This is a genomic window from Nitrospira sp. (assembly GCA_029194675.1).
In the GTDB taxonomy this organism is placed as follows: Bacteria; Nitrospirota; Nitrospiria; order Nitrospirales; family Nitrospiraceae; genus Nitrospira_D.
The window spans coordinates 957,795-972,787 of the sequence record JARFXP010000002.1; the positions used below are offsets into that span (position 1 = coordinate 957,795).

Sequence of the window (14,993 nt, forward strand, 5' to 3'; positions counted from 1 at the left end):
GAGAGATGGAGCTTGACGAGACCAACGAGACAACGATCATGCGGCCCCAGGTGGATCCCGCTGGGGAGGCATGCATGGTGGATGAGGCACGGTGGGCAGAGATCCGACGGTTGTTTGACGAAGCACGAGTCTCTATTTCGGAGATCGGGCGGCGCGTGGACTTGGATCGCAAGACGGTCCGCCGCAGTCTGCGGCAGCCGACATGGCAGCCCTACCAGCGGGCCGTGGTGGCAGCGATCTTGCTGACGGCTCATGCCGACTGTGTGCGGGCCCGGGCGCCGCAGGTCGGGTACTCGGCGCGGATTCTCTATCAGGCACTGCGGGCGCATCACGGCTCCCCTGGCAGTTATGAGACGGTGAAGCGGTTCGTCGCGCCGCTGCGCGAAGTCCAGCTGCAAGCGGACCGGGCGTTGCTCCGGTTTGAGACGCCGCCCGGCCAGCAGAGTCAGATTGATTGGGGCCAAGCCACCGTGCCCTTTCGTGCGGGCCCCGTCGTGATCCACGTGTTCGTGCTCACATTGGGCTTCAGCCGCCGTGGGGTCTATCACGCCTGTGCCGATGAGCGACTGGCGCAATTTCTGGAAGCCCATGAACGGGCCTTTGCGCATTTCGGCGGCCACACGCGGGAACATCTGTATGACCGGCCGCGGACCGTGTGCTACGCGGATGAGACGGGACGACGGATCTGGAACCCCACATTCAACGCCTTTGCCGACGACTGGGGCTTCGAACCCCGTGTGTGTCGGCCCTATCGGGCACAGACGAAGGGCCAGGTCGAATCGGGCGTGAAGTATCTGAAGCGGAATTTCCTACCGGGACGGACGTTCATCGATGTGGTGGACTTCCAGACCCAACTCGATGAATGGACCGCGACGAGCGCCGATCAGCGCCTGCATGGCACGACGCATGAGCAACCGATCGTGCGGTTCGAACGAGAACGCGAGCAGCTCGTCCCCCTGGCGGGTCAGCAGAGTTTTCAGCAGGAAGCCCGTGTCTCCCGGATCGTGGCCGACGACTATCTGGTGAGTCTGGACACGAACCGCTATTCCGTCCCGTTCCGCTTCATCGGGCAGCGGGTGGAGGTGCAGCGACGGGGCGAGCGGGTGCCTATCTTCTCTCGCGATCGCGAGGTGGCGACGCATCCCGTACTCTCAGGCCACCACCAATTTGGCATCCTGCCGGAGCATGGCCCCGGCGCCATCGCGCGGCTCCCGCGCCAGCGGCGCTCGACCATACACGAGCCGGGCCCACGTGCTGGGTCGCTGCCCGAGGTCGAGAGCCGGGATCTGGCCTGCTACGAGGCGCTGTGTGGGAGCGCCGCGGCGCACGAGGTGCAGCCATGAACGCCGCGCCACTGGACCGGCTCCGTGAACAGCTGACGCCGCTGCGGCTCTTGCAGAGCCGCGAACGGCTCGACGCCCTCTTACAGGAGGCGGCGACGAAGGAGCTCTCGTATGCCGACTTCCTGGATCAGGTCCTGGGCGAAGAAGTCGCCGCAAAAGCGGAGAAGAACATCACGATGCGGACCAGTCTCGCCCGCGTTCCGTTCGTGAAGAGCCTGGAGGCCTTCGATTTCGCCTATCAACCCTCGCTGGATAAGAAGCAGCTCCAGCAGGTGGCGACGTGTCACTGCATTGAGCACGGCGAGAATGTCGTGATCCTCGGGCCACCCGGCGTGGGCAAAAGCCATCTGGCGATTGGGGTCGGGCTCAAAGCCATTGCGCAGGGCTATCGCGTGTTATTTACGACGGCGGCCGCGATGATTGCCCTGCTGACTCGCGCGCAGCTAGAGAATCGGCTGGAGGACAAGCTGAAGTTCTACACCATTCCGCGCCTCCTGATCATCGATGCGATTGGCTATTGGCCGATGGACCGCACGGGGGCGAACGTGTTTTTCCAACTCATCTCACGCCGCTACGAGAAGGGGCCGATGATTCTGACCAGTCATCAGAATTTCGGCGCCTGGGGGGAGGTGTTTGGCGACCGCGTGCTCGCGACGGCGATCCTGGATCGGGTCCTGCACCACGCCATCACCATCAATATCCGCGGACATTCGTACCGACTCAAGGACAAACTCAAAGCCGGACTCGTGCGAATGGAGGAGGCTTCAACGACGACGTAACCCCAGTGTGGGGAATTTTCGATGACCATAACTGGGCACATTTGGGTGCCCCTTGACAGACTGCGGAGCAGTGGACCGATGCCGACCGCCTGCGGGCAATTCTCACCCGCGCGTTCGCCAGATTCATGCTCTCACCCGCAGGGCCTCCGACCTTGTTGATCTCACAACCTGCGCCGACAGGACACGTTGACCGCCGTTTTTAGGATGATTGTTCTGTTCATTGTATTGTGCGATGACGTAGGCTCCTAACTCAGGTCTGAGCGAGATGCTTTTTCTCGTCGTACCCTTGTCGATGTGGAGAATCACGACTTCGCCTGTTTCCCGATCTTTTACCGACACGTTCCAGGACTGTGAGGATTGTTCGTCGACTTTCATCACATCCCCTCGGATAATCTTGCCTGACCGTACATCGGGTTTGTCATAGACCGTTCTGTCCGTAGAGAGAGCGAGCGTAGATAGGCTGATACAGAACATGAGGGTAAGACATGTCATTCCTATGGCTTTTGACAGAAGACGCATCATTGAACCCTCCCCTTCACATAAGTAGTCAAAAAAACATCTACTTTTACCAAGAAACGTACCAGATGAAGAGACAATTTGAACCTGGCAGAATCCCTAGTGTAGGCGAGAGGGAATAGTCATCAGTCTTCAAGTCCGCACGCCATCATCACCTCCTTCGGGATTGTGACGGCGCAACCTTCGCGTCTGATCACCGAAAAACCAGGGACTTGACTATTTTTTCTTTGGTGCTGTGTTCTTGAGTCTTTGGAGTTCGGCGTTCTGCTCATCCACCTTCTGCTGGAGCGCTTTCAGTTCTTCCTTGAAGGTTTGCAGCTCGGCGTCATTTTTACCAGGAGGTAGTGTTTGAACAGGGATCGATTGAGGCGGTTGTACGACTGGCGCCATGCCTGAAGGGACCGGCTGAGCCGTAGGAGCAGGAGATGGAGGAGCCGCAAGGATTCTGGCCAGCAGTTGATAATCAATCGCGACAGACTGATCCTCGGACTTGCCGATCCATTTGGATCGGTCATAGACATCCGGCCGTACAGCCGACTCCGGCAAGAAGGTCACTGCTCGGTCACGGAGACCATCGGTGTCCGGAAGCGGGCGTGGGTCTTTTTCTGGGGCTTTAGACTTTTTCCCTGGGTTGTATCGATACTGAGTCAACGTAAAATGCAGCGAGAGGCCGTCCGCGAAGAGGTAGCCGGATGTGGTTTCTCTATTTTGGCTGACCTTCGGGGCCTGTGATATTTCCGGAGCGGAGTAGATTCGGAATCCCACTCGCTGATTAGGAGTCGCTTGAGCGAGAGCGGAGACAATATGAGGAGTGAGGAACTCTATATCAGCCTCGGAGAATGTCCGCACATCGTTCAAGTTCGTAGAACGCGACGCCTTGCCGAATAACAGCAACAGTCCGGTCTTTTCTTTCGTATGCACACCGCGCAAGATATCTGCGACGGTCATCTTCGACAATTTGATGGGATGCGCGGCTTGGAATGAAGTGTCTAAGCCGTTCTCAAGGAACACAGTGCCCAGAGAACTCTCATGAATAGGCGTCTGGACAGGGCGAGAGCCGGCGCAACCAACAACCACGAGACTCAAACTCCCCAGAATCAGAAAGCCCAGAGTCCGCTTGAAGGACGAACGATTAGTGTATCTAGTGTTTCTCATAACCTCGCGGCGAAAGTCGGTTCTTGGCGCGTAGTGTAGCAGGAATATTCAGCAAAACAAAGGATCGTGGTTCCGGTTCTACTGCTCAGCCAAGCCCGGTATTACCAGTGGCGCGATCAATTTTTCACGAACGCTACGAAGGCGTTCGAGGTCACTCGGCGGAGGGACCGCCGAACGCACCGCTGCACGAGCATGCTCGGCTGAAGGACTGGTCGAGGAACTGACGTTCCGTTGGATGGAAACAATCAAGAGCCGGAACCGATCGTCTGGAATCCGGCTCTTGTTGAACAAGTGACGTGCTCGTTCATGTGCGCTGGTTAGTACTGCAACTGCAACGCCACGTGGAATGAAGGGACCCTATTTCCGGTCGCATCCGGACTAAAATTTCCTGTGAGCGCCCCCTTGGTCTCCAAGTCGCCGTACCGGCCGTACACGGCAATCCGCGCATTGTGGCCGGAGACGATGTAGTTCAGGCCATACTCATATTCCTGCCGCATAGCGCTGTACGTCGGACTGATGCTCGTGAACCGAAAATAGGGTTGGAACCGTCCGATGCCGACTTCCTGTGGAATCAGGTACAACCCATACACCGTGTACGAGAGTCCATCGAAGACGCAGAAGCACGTGGTAGGCTGGGTAAATGCATTGGCCCCATAGTTGGCGAAAAACTGCTTGAATTCGCTGTTGAACGTAAACACCCCCAGGTTGTTCGGAAGGACCTTTTCGAACAACACGTCGACGGAAATCCCGGTGAAATCCGACACATTCCCGGTGGCTAAGTTTCCGGCTCCATCCTTTTGATACTGCACGTTCCCGGCGATGGCCAGGATGTCTCCGGCCGTGCCGTAATAGGTGCCGCTCGTGTAGTAGCCGGGGTTGACTTCATCATTGAGCAGGTTCCACTGTAAGCGGCCCGTGTACATCATCGTGTTGCTCGGATTGGGTCCGTTCCGCAACCCTTGCGAGACGCTCGTCACATACAACAGGTGCGTCCCAAAGGAGGGGTGAATCTTGCCCCAGAAGCTGACGCCATTGTCACGCCCATAGAGGCCGGCTCCACCGTTACTGGCGTTCGTTCCGTTGAAATTGGCGCTGTAGTCGGCGGGGAAAAGCGGCGTTCTGAACCCATCGAAGGTGGCATGATAGAAGGGCCCGTTCAACTCGCCGCGCTCGCTCGGGAGCAACAGCCGCCCGACCCAGATGTTGACCTTCTCATTGAACTCAAACTTGCCGATCGCATCGAGCAAACCGATTGAAGAGTTGCCGCCAAAGTTCTGAGCTCCACCTACAAATGGACCAGACCCGCCATTCGTATTACAGTCAAAGCAGTCCGTGTTGAACTCAAATTTCACATACTTATGGATCTGCCCGTTGATGTAGATACGCGCGTTGTTGATGGCGAAATTATTGCTCCAGTCCTGACCGTTCAGTGACCCATTTTCAATGGTATTGAAGCTGGTACGAATACCCATGCCGATGGAGATCCACTTGTCATCATCGGCCTTGATCGTGCCGGCGGCATAGGCATGGGGCAGCGTAGCCCCCATTCCAGCCACCAGGGCTGCGATGACTCCAGCGATTACAAACCTCGCCCACCGCCTTCTACAATGGTTCTTCATACTGATGCCCTCCCTTAGGTGAGTGATAGAAATGGTAGCTCACATCAGTTGAATTACAAAATGAAATGAGAAAGTTGTCGCGGAGTATGGCTAAGTCTTCGCAAGATCGCAAGAAGTTATACGAGCTCGGTAGATTTTTACGTATCGCTCAGGGTGATACCGTCGTTCAGTCAGGGTTTCCCCGATAGAGTGCATTACGGCGTAGCGCAATGATTGCTATCACAGGTGGAAGAATAGAGTACGGACGACGACACCCGCTTCTGGGAGTTGCATGCTCATCCCCGATCACAGTTTTCAGTCGGCAGGCGAAAGCGCTCTTTGCACGGATTTGAAGTCGCTGGGAAACGTATGCAGTGTTTCAAATTACATCCGTCTCATCACCTGTGGGATCCGTGCCCCTGTCATGGTGGCTCTCCTTGAGGGTCCATAACCCGGCCGGATCAGGAGCGACAAAAAGCGGACAGACGATGTGCTGCCTACATCCATTCTCGATCCCGATCCTGATCTGGAGTATCATACAGGGCCGGGCGGCAGAGGCACTTCTGGTTCCATAGGGGCAGCCGTCGTCGAATTACAGACTGTTATGTTGCTTCAGACAGCAGATTGCAATGAACAGTAACTATGTCCGAGCACTGATTCCGCTGATTCTGACTGCGACTTTCCTTCTCGACGTGTTCATGCCGTGGGGTTATGCAGTCTGGGTCGTTGGAGATGTCTTCGGCGTATTATTGACCCTCGGGATTGAGTGGCCGATGGCTCCATATGTTGTTGCGGCCACCGGGACTGTCCTCGCGTACATGGGGCACACACTCTCTCCTCCAGTCATCGCGGTAGACATTGCCGGCTTCAATCGCGTCGTGGGCATAGCCCTTCTGTGGATTACGGCCTGGCTCGTGGCGCGAGCGAGAAGGGCGAAACTCGACGATGCTACCAGACGACTGGGGGCTATCGTGGAGAGTAGCAGCGATGCCATTCTGAGCGTGACGCCTGACGGTTTCGTAACCACGTGGAATGGAGGCGCAGAGCGTATCTTCGGGTATACCGCTAACGAGATGATCGGCCGTTCGATCCTCACGATTATTCCAGCCCATCTCCATCGGGACAGAGCCCGGCTGCTGGCCACGGTGCGCGGAGCCCATGACATTCAAAGCTATGATGCAGTACGGTTGACCAAGGACGGCCGATGCATCGATGTGTCGGTCACATTATCGCCGCTCAAGGATTCCGTCGGTCAGTTCGTGGGGGTCTCGAAAGTCATCCGGGATATCAGCGACCGGAAGAGAGGGGAGGGCCTTCTGAGACAAGCGCACGAAGCATTAGAAATGAGGGTTCAGGAGAGAACCGCCGAATTGAGCGCCGCCAACCATTCCCTACGGATACTTTCTAGCCGACTGATGCAAGTGCAGGAAGAGGAGAGAAGTCGTCTGGCGCGCGATCTGCACGACGAAGTCGGACAGTTGCTGACGGCACTGAAGATCGACCTGCAAGACATCCGGCATGGTGAGGCCGAGAAGGCCCGTTTCGGTTCTCTCACGGATAGCCTAGAGCTGGTGGACCGCCTGCTGACTCAAGTGCGGACTCTGGCGCTGGATCTCCGACCGTCACTGCTTGACGATCTGGGTCTGGTGTCAGCGCTGCGCTGGTATGCGAACCGGCAGGCGGCGCGTAATGGATGGACCCTTTCGCTCTTGGTCGAGGGAATGGGCGGGCGAGTCCCGGTCCCCATTGAGGTCACCTGCTTTCGGGTTGCCCAGGAGGCGCTGACCAACGTCGCAAAATACGCAAGGGCCAAGATGATCGATCTTGCGTTGCGTCGGCAAGATGGGGAAGTCATGCTCATCATTCAAGACGACGGTGTGGGATTCGACGTGCCGTCAGCCAGACGGCGGGCACAGGGCGGAGAAAGCGTCGGGCTGCTCGGTATGGAAGAGCGTGTGCGGTTAGCCGGCGGCAGCTTGGTCATCTCATCAGCCCCGGGGGATGGGACCAGGCTCGAACTGTGCTTCCCGCTCACAGAGCAGGAACAGGCCAAGCCACATGTAGCGGTTGAGGTCATATCGTCATGAGCCACCTCCGGATTCTTCTTGTAGAAGATCATGCATTGGTCAGGGCCGGCATGAAGGCTCTCCTGCAAAAGATCGAGGGTACCGAGGTTGTCGCGGACATGGGCGATGGGCTGGAGGCCGTCAAGTATGTGCAAACGGCCACTCCGGATCTTGTTCTGATGGATATTGCGATGCCCGGATTGAACGGCCTCGATACCACTGCCCGGATCGTCAAAGAAGCGCCGACCACGCGTGTGATTCTGCTGTCGATGCATGCCAATGAAGAATACCTCAGGCAAGCTTTGCAGGTGGGTGCTTCTGGCTATCTGTTGAAAGGCGCAGAATTGGCTGAACTTGAGTTGGCCCTCAAGACGGTCGCCAGGGGTGAGAAGTACCTGACCCCGGCCGTGGCGAAATACGCCATCGAGGCCTACCGAGAAAAGTCTGAAGGTCCGATCGGTCCGCTGGCGAAACTGAGCATGCGCCAGCGCGAAATCCTCCAGCTCATCGCGGAAGGGCAAACCACAAAAGACATCGCCCAACGCTTGAACTTGAGCGTGAAAACCGTGGAAACCCACCGAAGCCAATTGATGGAGCGGCTCGATATTCACGATGTGCCCGGGCTCGTCCGCTTCGCGATGCGTGTCGGATTGATTCAGCCCGATTCCTAGTCATACGGTTGTTGGTTTATTTCGCGGGTCCTGCCATGGCGAACAGCCTCATCGGCTCCCGCCATTTCAGTACACTCGGCGGTCTCTCTCGGGGATCTCCGACCATTCTTTCAGGATTTTCCCGATGGGTGTACGCCCTCTTTTGTGAAATGCTCTGCCCTCGAACATGGGCAAAGTGATTCGCGCGGCATTCTAATGAGGACCAGATGTCGGCGAGGATTAAGAGGATTACATTGAGAAAGGAGAGGAGAGATGAGACGATAGTCTCGCCAGGTCGTCAGGCGTGGCAAGGCCCTTGGTGGCCGGCCTTTTGGCGTAGTGGGTCCGTAAGCATCAGCCGAAAGTTTGCAACTCACAGCATAACACAAGGAGTGATGCCACATGGAAACGAAAGTGCCCGAGGGTTCGAAGGACGTCAAAGAAGCAGAAGTTCCTACCGGAGCAGTTGGATCGTCGCGAAGAGAATTTCTGGGACAGAGCGGGCGAGTCACGGCCGGAATCGGCGTGGCCGCGCTCTTGGGGAACCTGGGCAACTATGCGCTGTCCTATGCGGCCGGCGGACCACCTATCAAAATCGGCGTGCTGCACTCACTGAGCGGCACGATGGCCATCAGCGAAGTGTCATTACGCGATGTCGTGCTGATGGCGGTCGAAGAAATCAATAAGGCGGGCGGCGTGATGGGGCGGCAGATAGAAGCCAAGGTCGTCGACCCCGCGTCGAACTGGGACCTGTTCGCCGAAAAAGCCAAGCAACTCCTCCTGGAAGATAAAGTATCGGTGGTGTTCGGCTGCTGGACATCGGTCAGCCGGAAATCAGTCTTGCCGGTCTTTGAAAAGAACAACGGGCTGCTCTTCTATCCTGTCCAATACGAGGGTGAGGAATGTTCACGCAATGTGTTCTACACCGGGGCGGCGGTTAATCAACAGGCGGCGCCCGCGGTGGAATACTTGATGAGCCCCGAAGGGGGGAACTACAAGAAGTTTTATCTCCTAGGCACCGACTACGTGTATCCTCGTACGACGAACAAGATTCTGCGTGCCATGTTGTTGGCGAAGAAAGTGCCTGCCTCCAATATTGAAGAAGAATATACTCCGTTCCATCACCAAGACTATCAAACCATCTGCGGCAAGATTAAGAAGTTTGCCGCGGGTGGCGGAGCTGCCGTCGTCAGTACTATCAATGGTGACAGCAATGTGCCGTTCTATAAGGAATTCGGTAACCAGGGACTACGTGCAGAAGATGCGCCGATCATGGCCTTCAGCGTCGCCGAAGACGAACTGCGCGGAATGGATACCAGCGCGCTTGTCGGGCATTTGGCGGCGTGGAACTACTATCAAAGTGTGGATACGCCGCAAAACAAGAAGTTCGTGGCGAACTTCAAGGCCTACTGTAAGAGGAATAACCTGCCGGATGGAGAAAACCGCGTCACCGACGATCCGATCGAAGCCGCGTATTTCGGCGTCTATGTGTGGAAGCAGGCGGTCGAAAAGGCTGGTTCTACCGAGGTGGACAAAGTCCGCAAGGCTGTCTATGGGCAAAAGTTCCTGGCCCCCGGCGGCCAGATCATGATGGATGAAGCCAACCAGCACACGCATAAACCGGTGCTGATCGGCGAAATCCTGAAGAACGGTCAATTCAAGACCATTTGGCGTTCCAAAGGATTGGTGAAGCCGGAACCGTGGAGTGAGTATACAAATCCTGAAAAGGGCTGCGATTGGATTAATCATCAAGGAACCTATCAGAAGAAATAAGAATCGAGACGCAGGGCAGCTCCTGTTCCGTGAACCGTTCCGACATGGGGCCTGTCTGTAGGTAAGGGCTGGAATCTCTATAGCGGAGGTTTCAGCCCCCTACCGGTTGTGCCTGTCGTCAAGGTTTCCGTAGGGAGGATTTGGTGATGAGCCTGGCCGGCATCCCGAGAAATCTACCTCTACTGGTTTTATTCCTTCTCTCACCGATCGGGCTTGGTCTCCAGTCGACGTTGGCTGCCGGCGAAACAGACCTTGCAGCTTCAACTGTAGTCTCCTCCCCCGACTCAATCGAACAGGCGCTCCTCGACGTGAAAAGTGAAGATGCGGCGGTCCGCAGCAAGGCGGTCGCGGTCCTGATTGAAAAGGGCGATGCGAGCCTCGTCCCCAAACTTGATGAGATCCGAGCGGAAGCCGACCGGGCGGTCAGGATCGCTATCAAACCGGTGATCGATCTGCTGAAGAACCATGCAAATCTGACCAGTGAACAACCGGATACCAGACGCTCGGCCGCCGCCGATCTGGTAGGGACGGGACGACCGGAGGCCATCACCTGGCTGGAGGAGGCTGCCGCAAAGGAAACAGTCTGGTGGGTGAAGTATACGATGGAAGAGGCCGCGCAGTTGATCCAACTCCGTTCGCAAGATTCCGCCGTTCGTTTGGGGGCAGTCAAGAAGCTGGGTGAGCACCGCAGTCAGAACAGCCTGTCGTCGCTCCAGGAATTTGTCGAAGCGGGCAGGCAAAGTGGGGCGACCGATGAACAACGGACCTTAGCGGCGGCAGCCGAAACCGCGATTGGACAGATTAACTCATGGGGTTGGTGGGCCAACGCTATCGAGACGTTGTTCCGGGGCATCAGCCTCAGTTCGATTCTCTTGATCATGTCCCTGGGTTTGGCCATCGTCTTCGGCTTGATGGGTGTGATCAATATGGCCCACGGCGAGCTGATGATGATCGGGGCGTATGCCACATTCATCACGCAACAGGCTTTCATCGGCTGGTTTTCTCCCGATGTGTTCGATTGGTATTTCCCGGTGGCCTTGCCTGTCGCCTTTCTGTCGGCCGCCTTGTTCGGATGGGTGCTCGAAGCCACCGTGATCCGCTTTCTCTATGGGCGCCTGCTTGAGACACTGTTGGCAACGTGGGGCGTCAGCTTGATCTTGATGCAGGCGGCGCGGGTGTACTTCGGAGATTTGACCGCGGTGATCGCCCCGCAGGCCCTGCGCGGGGGCGCCCAAGTGATGGTGGGGGTCTATCTGCCCTACAATCGAATCTTCATCATCATACTCTCGATCATGTGTGTCCTCGGGATTTACTTCTTGCTCTTCCGATCGAATCTGGGGATTCGGGTACGAGCGGTCACCCAGAATCGCAATATGAGCGCCTGTCTCGGCATCCCGACCAGAAAAGTGGATTCGTATACCTTCGCCTTCGCCTCCGGGCTGGCCGGTATCGCGGGCTGGGCTCTTACGATGGTCGGCAATGTCGATCCAGGGCTTGGGCAGAACTACATCGTCGATGCCTTTATGGTGGTCGTGACCGGAGGGGTCGGCAAGCTCGCCGGGACCATCTGGGCTTCCTTAGGCATCGGAGGGCTGAACAAGCTGATCGAGCCGGTCAGTGGCGCGGTCTACGGCAAAGTCTTTATACTGGTCGGGGTGATTTTATTCCTCCAGTGGCGGCCGCAGGGCCTGTTTGCGGCCAAAGGACGGAGTGCCGATGCCTGAACCAGTGGGCACGCGCCAAGGCAGCCGCGAGACGATGGTGTTTTACGCCGTCGGGGTTTTGTTCCTGATCGTCGTCCCCCTCCTGAACCTGGTGCCTGCTGAAGATTCCTGGTTGCACATTTCTGATTTTCGTCTCAATCAGTTCGGCAAATTTTTGGCCTTTGCCATTCTGGCCCTCGGACTGGACCTGATCTGGGGCTATTGCGGGGTCCTCAGCATGGGGCAGGGAGTCTTTTTTGGGCTCGGCGCCTATTGCATGGGCATGTATCTAGCCCTGCAGATCGGGAAGGAAAGTGTGTACGGCAGCGAACTCCCAGACTTTATGGTGTGGACCCAGGTCAAAGAACTCCCCTTGTTCTGGTACCCGTTCAAGAGTTTCTGGGGTGGGTTCTTAGGGGCCATTCTCGTTCCGGTCCTCTTCGCGACGATCTTCGGGTTTCTCGCCTTCCGTAGCAGAATCAAGGGGGTGTACTTCGCGATCATCACGCAGGCCTTGGCGTTTGCCGCCTGGCTGGTCTTCAATCGGAACGAGACAAGGCTCGGGGGGACGAATGGATTGACGGATTTTAAACAACTGCTCGGGTTCCGGCTCTCGGATCCGTCGACGCAACGGGGGCTCTACATCCTGACGGTCCTAGCCCTGGCCGCGTCCTATCTGTTGTGTCGCTGGATCGTGGCCTCGCGCGCCGGGAACGTGCTGATCGCGATCCGCGACAGCGAGTCACGGGTCACATTTTCGGGGTACACCCCTTGGGTGTACAAGCTCTTCGTGTTTGTCGTGGCGGCAGGGCTTGCGGGACTGGCGGGCATGCTCTATGTGCCGCAGGTGGGCATCATTACCCCGGCTCAGATCGGGGTCCTGCCGTCCCTTGAGGTCGTCATCTGGGTGGCGGTCGGCGGGCGCGGCACGCTGATCGGGGCAATCTTGGGTGCGGTGGCCGTTAACTATGGCCGCAGCGTGCTGACCAACTATTTTCCGGAGGCCTGGCCGTTTATCTTAGGCGGACTCTTTGTGATTGTGGTGACGATGTTCCCGGACGGACTTCTAGGGATGATTCGGAAGTTGACCGAGCGAAAGGAGACACGCCGGCCTCTGATCAAGGCAGAAGGGGGGACGACGGCGTGACGGACGGTGATCTGATCCTCAACTGTGAAAACGTGGTCGTCGACTACGACGGGTTCAAAGCGCTGAACAACTGCAATTTCAGCGTCCACTACAACGAGCTCCGCGTCGTAATCGGGCCGAATGGCGCCGGGAAAACCACCTTGCTCGATGTGATCTGCGGGAAGACCAAGCCGGCATCCGGTAAAGTAATGTTCGGCAAGGGCATCAATTTGGTGGGCAAGAATGCGGAAGACATCACGAAGCTCGGTATCGGGCGGAAGTTCCAAGCGCCATCGGTCTACGGCAACCTGTCAGTTTGGCAGAACTTGGATCTGTCGGTGAAGCGGTCGAGCAGGGGAGTGTTCCCCAACCTAGTTGGAAAATCGTCACCAGCGGAACGAGAGCGGATCAGTGAGCTGTTGAAGACGATAGGATTGACGGAACATGCCCACGACCGCGCCGGTTCCTTATCGCACGGTCAGAAGCAGTGGCTGGAGATCGGCATGGTGATTTTGCAGGACCCGTCGCTGCTGTTGGTCGACGAGCCGGTCGCCGGCATGAGCGACAAGGAAACGGAGCAGACCGGTCAATTGTTGACCAGGCTGTCGGAGCAGCAGGCGATCGTCGTGATCGAGCATGACATGGATTTTGTGAGGCAGATCGCCAGGATTGTCACGGTGTTGGCAGAGGGCACGGTCATCTGTGAAGGTACGGTCGAAAAAGTGCAAGCTGACGACCATGTTCGAGAAATCTACCTTGGCCGGGCCAAGGTCACGCATTAGCTTCAGCACGAAGACGATCGGCTATGGCACAAGAAACAACAAGTTTGACGCTGGCGCTTGACAACGTCAACGCGTACTACGGTGAGAGTCATATTCTTCGGAGCGTTTCGTTTACGATCGAACCGGGAGAGGTGGTGTGTCTGATGGGCCGAAACGGGGTCGGCAAGACGACCACGTTGAAAACACTGACGGGGTTGCTCCCGATACGTGGGGGAAAGATCACGTTCGACGGAGTAGATATCACTCATGACCGCACGGATCTTCGAGCGAGGAAGGGGCTGGCGTACGTGCCGCAAGGCCGAGAGATCATTCCACATTTGACGGTGCATCAGAATCTGCTCCTCGGCTACTGGAATCGGCCAGCTATCAGCGGCGATGTTTCTGAGAAAGAAGCATTCGATGAGGTCTATCATCTCTTTCCCAAGTTGACCCAGATTCTTCACCGGCCAGGCGGGGTGTTGAGTGGCGGCGAACAACAGCAGCTGGCGATCGGAAGGGCGATCTTGTCCAGTCCCAAGCTTCTTCTTTTGGACGAGCCGACGGAAGGGATTCAACCGTCAATTGTCGATCAGATCGAGGACGTCATCATCGGCTTTAAGCATTCACGCCGCTTCGCGATTCTATTGGTAGAACAGGGACTCCACTTTGCCGCCCGACTTGCTGAGAAGTATGTGGTGATGGCCAGGGGAGCAGTGATGGCGCAAGGCAAGAGCACGGAGTTGAATGCCGACATGGTGCGACAACATTTGACTGTATAAACATAAACAGAGGAGGAGAGGCACTGGACACAGTTTCTCGTCTTGTGGTAAATACTGGCCCGTACGGGTAAGAGTTCAATACCATCGCGACAATGTTTTGTCGTGTGGTACACGGGAGAGTAACAATTCCCAACCTAAGAGAGGTGGGGACAACGGGCCTGGTTTTGGGAAATCTGCCCTGTTATAAGAGACACCCCTCTCATCTCCCCCTCTCTGGATGTACTAAGATCAATATCGCCAGAACAATAACGATTTGTTGGATGGAAACAATTTAGACACAAGTCCTAGCCTGACAAAGGAGGTCTTTATGCATCTAAGCCCAAGAGAACAGGACAAGCTGATGATTTATGTGGCGGCGCAGCTTGCGGCTGATCGCAAGAAGCGAGGTCTCAAGCTCAACCACCCGGAAGCGGTTGCGTACATGACTGCGGCAGTGTTGGAGGGGATTCGAGACGGAAAATCTGTGGCAGAGCTCATGACCTATGGGACACAGATACTGTCTCGTAAGGATGTGATGCCTGGCGTGCCGGAGATGATTCCTAATTTTCAGATCGAAGGGACTTTTCCTGATGGGACTAAGCTCGTGACCGTTCACAACCCGATTCCATAGGTTTTGGCACATTCACATGGTACTCCACGTGGATAAAAGACCCATGAAGAAAGCATGAAGAGTGTTCATATTATTGTAGTAGAGCGCACGGGGCATGAAAGGAGTGAAGTAACATGAAAGCGAAAGACCCACAG

General features: G+C 56.5%; 13 protein-coding genes. 10 read left to right on the forward strand and 3 right to left on the reverse strand.

All coding sequences use genetic code 11. The features are described 5' to 3' along the window. Nucleotides 1–5 precede the first annotated feature (5 nt). Together istA and istB are read left to right on the forward strand one after the other, a co-directional pair. A complete protein-coding gene (istA, locus tag P0120_13500) occupies nt 6–1,343 on the forward strand; it encodes an IS21 family transposase (GenBank protein ID MDF0675333.1) in 1,338 nt (445 codons plus the stop codon). Then, complete coding sequence (istB, locus tag P0120_13505) at nt 1,340–2,122, forward strand: IS21-like element helper ATPase IstB (protein MDF0675334.1); 783 nt, start codon at nt 1,340–1,342, stop codon at nt 2,120–2,122. Before istA ends, istB begins: the two co-directional genes overlap by 4 nt. 123 nt (nt 2,123–2,245) lie before the next feature. Here istB and P0120_13510 read toward each other — a convergent pair whose 3' ends face one another. The 3 genes from P0120_13510 to P0120_13520 form a co-directional block, all read right to left on the reverse strand. Then, nucleotides 2,246–2,644: a hypothetical protein gene (locus P0120_13510; GenBank protein MDF0675335.1), complete on the reverse strand. Its 399-nt coding sequence runs from the start codon at nt 2,642–2,644 to the stop codon at nt 2,246–2,248. Nucleotides 2,645–2,854: 210 nt separating this feature from the next. Continuing rightward, nucleotides 2,855–3,793, reverse strand: coding sequence for a hypothetical protein (locus P0120_13515; GenBank protein ID MDF0675336.1), 939 nt, complete (start codon nt 3,791–3,793; stop codon nt 2,855–2,857). Nucleotides 3,794–4,110: 317 nt separating this feature from the next. Beyond that, nucleotides 4,111–5,412, reverse strand: coding sequence for a hypothetical protein (locus P0120_13520; protein MDF0675337.1), 1,302 nt, complete (start codon nt 5,410–5,412; stop codon nt 4,111–4,113). Nucleotides 5,413–6,020: 608 nt separating this feature from the next. Between P0120_13520 and P0120_13525 the strand changes: the two genes are divergently transcribed. The 8 genes from P0120_13525 (at nt 6,021) to P0120_13560 (ending at nt 14,859) form a co-directional block, all read left to right on the forward strand. Next, entirely contained in the window at nt 6,021–7,478 is a 1,458-nt protein-coding gene (locus P0120_13525; GenBank protein ID MDF0675338.1) for a PAS domain S-box protein, read from the forward strand. Next, complete coding sequence (locus P0120_13530) at nt 7,475–8,128, forward strand: response regulator transcription factor (protein MDF0675339.1); 654 nt, start codon at nt 7,475–7,477, stop codon at nt 8,126–8,128. The genes P0120_13525 and P0120_13530 overlap by 4 nt, the downstream gene beginning before the upstream one ends. 381 nt (nt 8,129–8,509) lie before the next feature. Next, nucleotides 8,510–9,880, forward strand: a complete 1,371-nt coding sequence (urtA, locus tag P0120_13535; protein ID MDF0675340.1) for an urea ABC transporter substrate-binding protein — start codon at nt 8,510–8,512, stop codon at nt 9,878–9,880. A 146-nt stretch (nt 9,881–10,026) separates the two neighbouring features. Beyond that, nucleotides 10,027–11,604, forward strand: a complete 1,578-nt coding sequence (gene urtB / locus P0120_13540; GenBank protein MDF0675341.1) for an urea ABC transporter permease subunit UrtB — start codon at nt 10,027–10,029, stop codon at nt 11,602–11,604. After that, nucleotides 11,597–12,730, forward strand: a complete 1,134-nt coding sequence (gene urtC, locus P0120_13545; GenBank protein ID MDF0675342.1) for an urea ABC transporter permease subunit UrtC — start codon at nt 11,597–11,599, stop codon at nt 12,728–12,730. Before urtB ends, urtC begins: the two co-directional genes overlap by 8 nt. After that, complete coding sequence (gene urtD / locus P0120_13550) at nt 12,727–13,491, forward strand: urea ABC transporter ATP-binding protein UrtD (protein ID MDF0675343.1); 765 nt, start codon at nt 12,727–12,729, stop codon at nt 13,489–13,491. The genes urtC and urtD overlap by 4 nt, the downstream gene beginning before the upstream one ends. A 23-nt stretch (nt 13,492–13,514) precedes the next feature. Further along, nucleotides 13,515–14,249, forward strand: a complete 735-nt coding sequence (gene urtE, locus P0120_13555) for an urea ABC transporter ATP-binding subunit UrtE (protein MDF0675344.1) — start codon at nt 13,515–13,517, stop codon at nt 14,247–14,249. A gap of 307 nt (nt 14,250–14,556) precedes the next feature. After that, nucleotides 14,557–14,859, forward strand: coding sequence for an urease subunit gamma (locus P0120_13560; GenBank protein MDF0675345.1), 303 nt, complete (start codon nt 14,557–14,559; stop codon nt 14,857–14,859). Nucleotides 14,860–14,993: the final 134 nt, after the last annotated feature.

Bases quoted from the DNA above. Each gene is read 5' to 3' on its own strand.
- urtC (MDF0675342.1), top strand. From the start codon at position 11,597: ATGCCTGAACCAGTGGGCACGCGCCAAGGCAGCCGCGAGACGATGGTG.
- P0120_13525 (MDF0675338.1), top strand. From the start codon at position 6,021: ATGAACAGTAACTATGTCCGAGCACTGATTCCGCTGATTCTGACTGCG.
- P0120_13530 (MDF0675339.1), top strand. From the start codon at position 7,475: ATGAGCCACCTCCGGATTCTTCTTGTAGAAGATCATGCATTGGTCAGG.
- P0120_13560 (MDF0675345.1), top strand. From the start codon at position 14,557: ATGCATCTAAGCCCAAGAGAACAGGACAAGCTGATGATTTATGTGGCG.
- istB (MDF0675334.1), top strand. From the start codon at position 1,340: ATGAACGCCGCGCCACTGGACCGGCTCCGTGAACAGCTGACGCCGCTG.
- urtE (MDF0675344.1), top strand. From the start codon at position 13,515: ATGGCACAAGAAACAACAAGTTTGACGCTGGCGCTTGACAACGTCAAC.
- istA (MDF0675333.1), top strand. From the start codon at position 6: ATGGAGCTTGACGAGACCAACGAGACAACGATCATGCGGCCCCAGGTG.
- P0120_13520 (MDF0675337.1), bottom strand. From the start codon at position 5,412: ATGAAGAACCATTGTAGAAGGCGGTGGGCGAGGTTTGTAATCGCTGGA.
- P0120_13510 (MDF0675335.1), bottom strand. From the start codon at position 2,644: ATGATGCGTCTTCTGTCAAAAGCCATAGGAATGACATGTCTTACCCTC.
- urtA (MDF0675340.1), top strand. From the start codon at position 8,510: ATGGAAACGAAAGTGCCCGAGGGTTCGAAGGACGTCAAAGAAGCAGAA.
- urtB (MDF0675341.1), top strand. From the start codon at position 10,027: ATGAGCCTGGCCGGCATCCCGAGAAATCTACCTCTACTGGTTTTATTC.
- P0120_13515 (MDF0675336.1), bottom strand. From the start codon at position 3,793: ATGAGAAACACTAGATACACTAATCGTTCGTCCTTCAAGCGGACTCTG.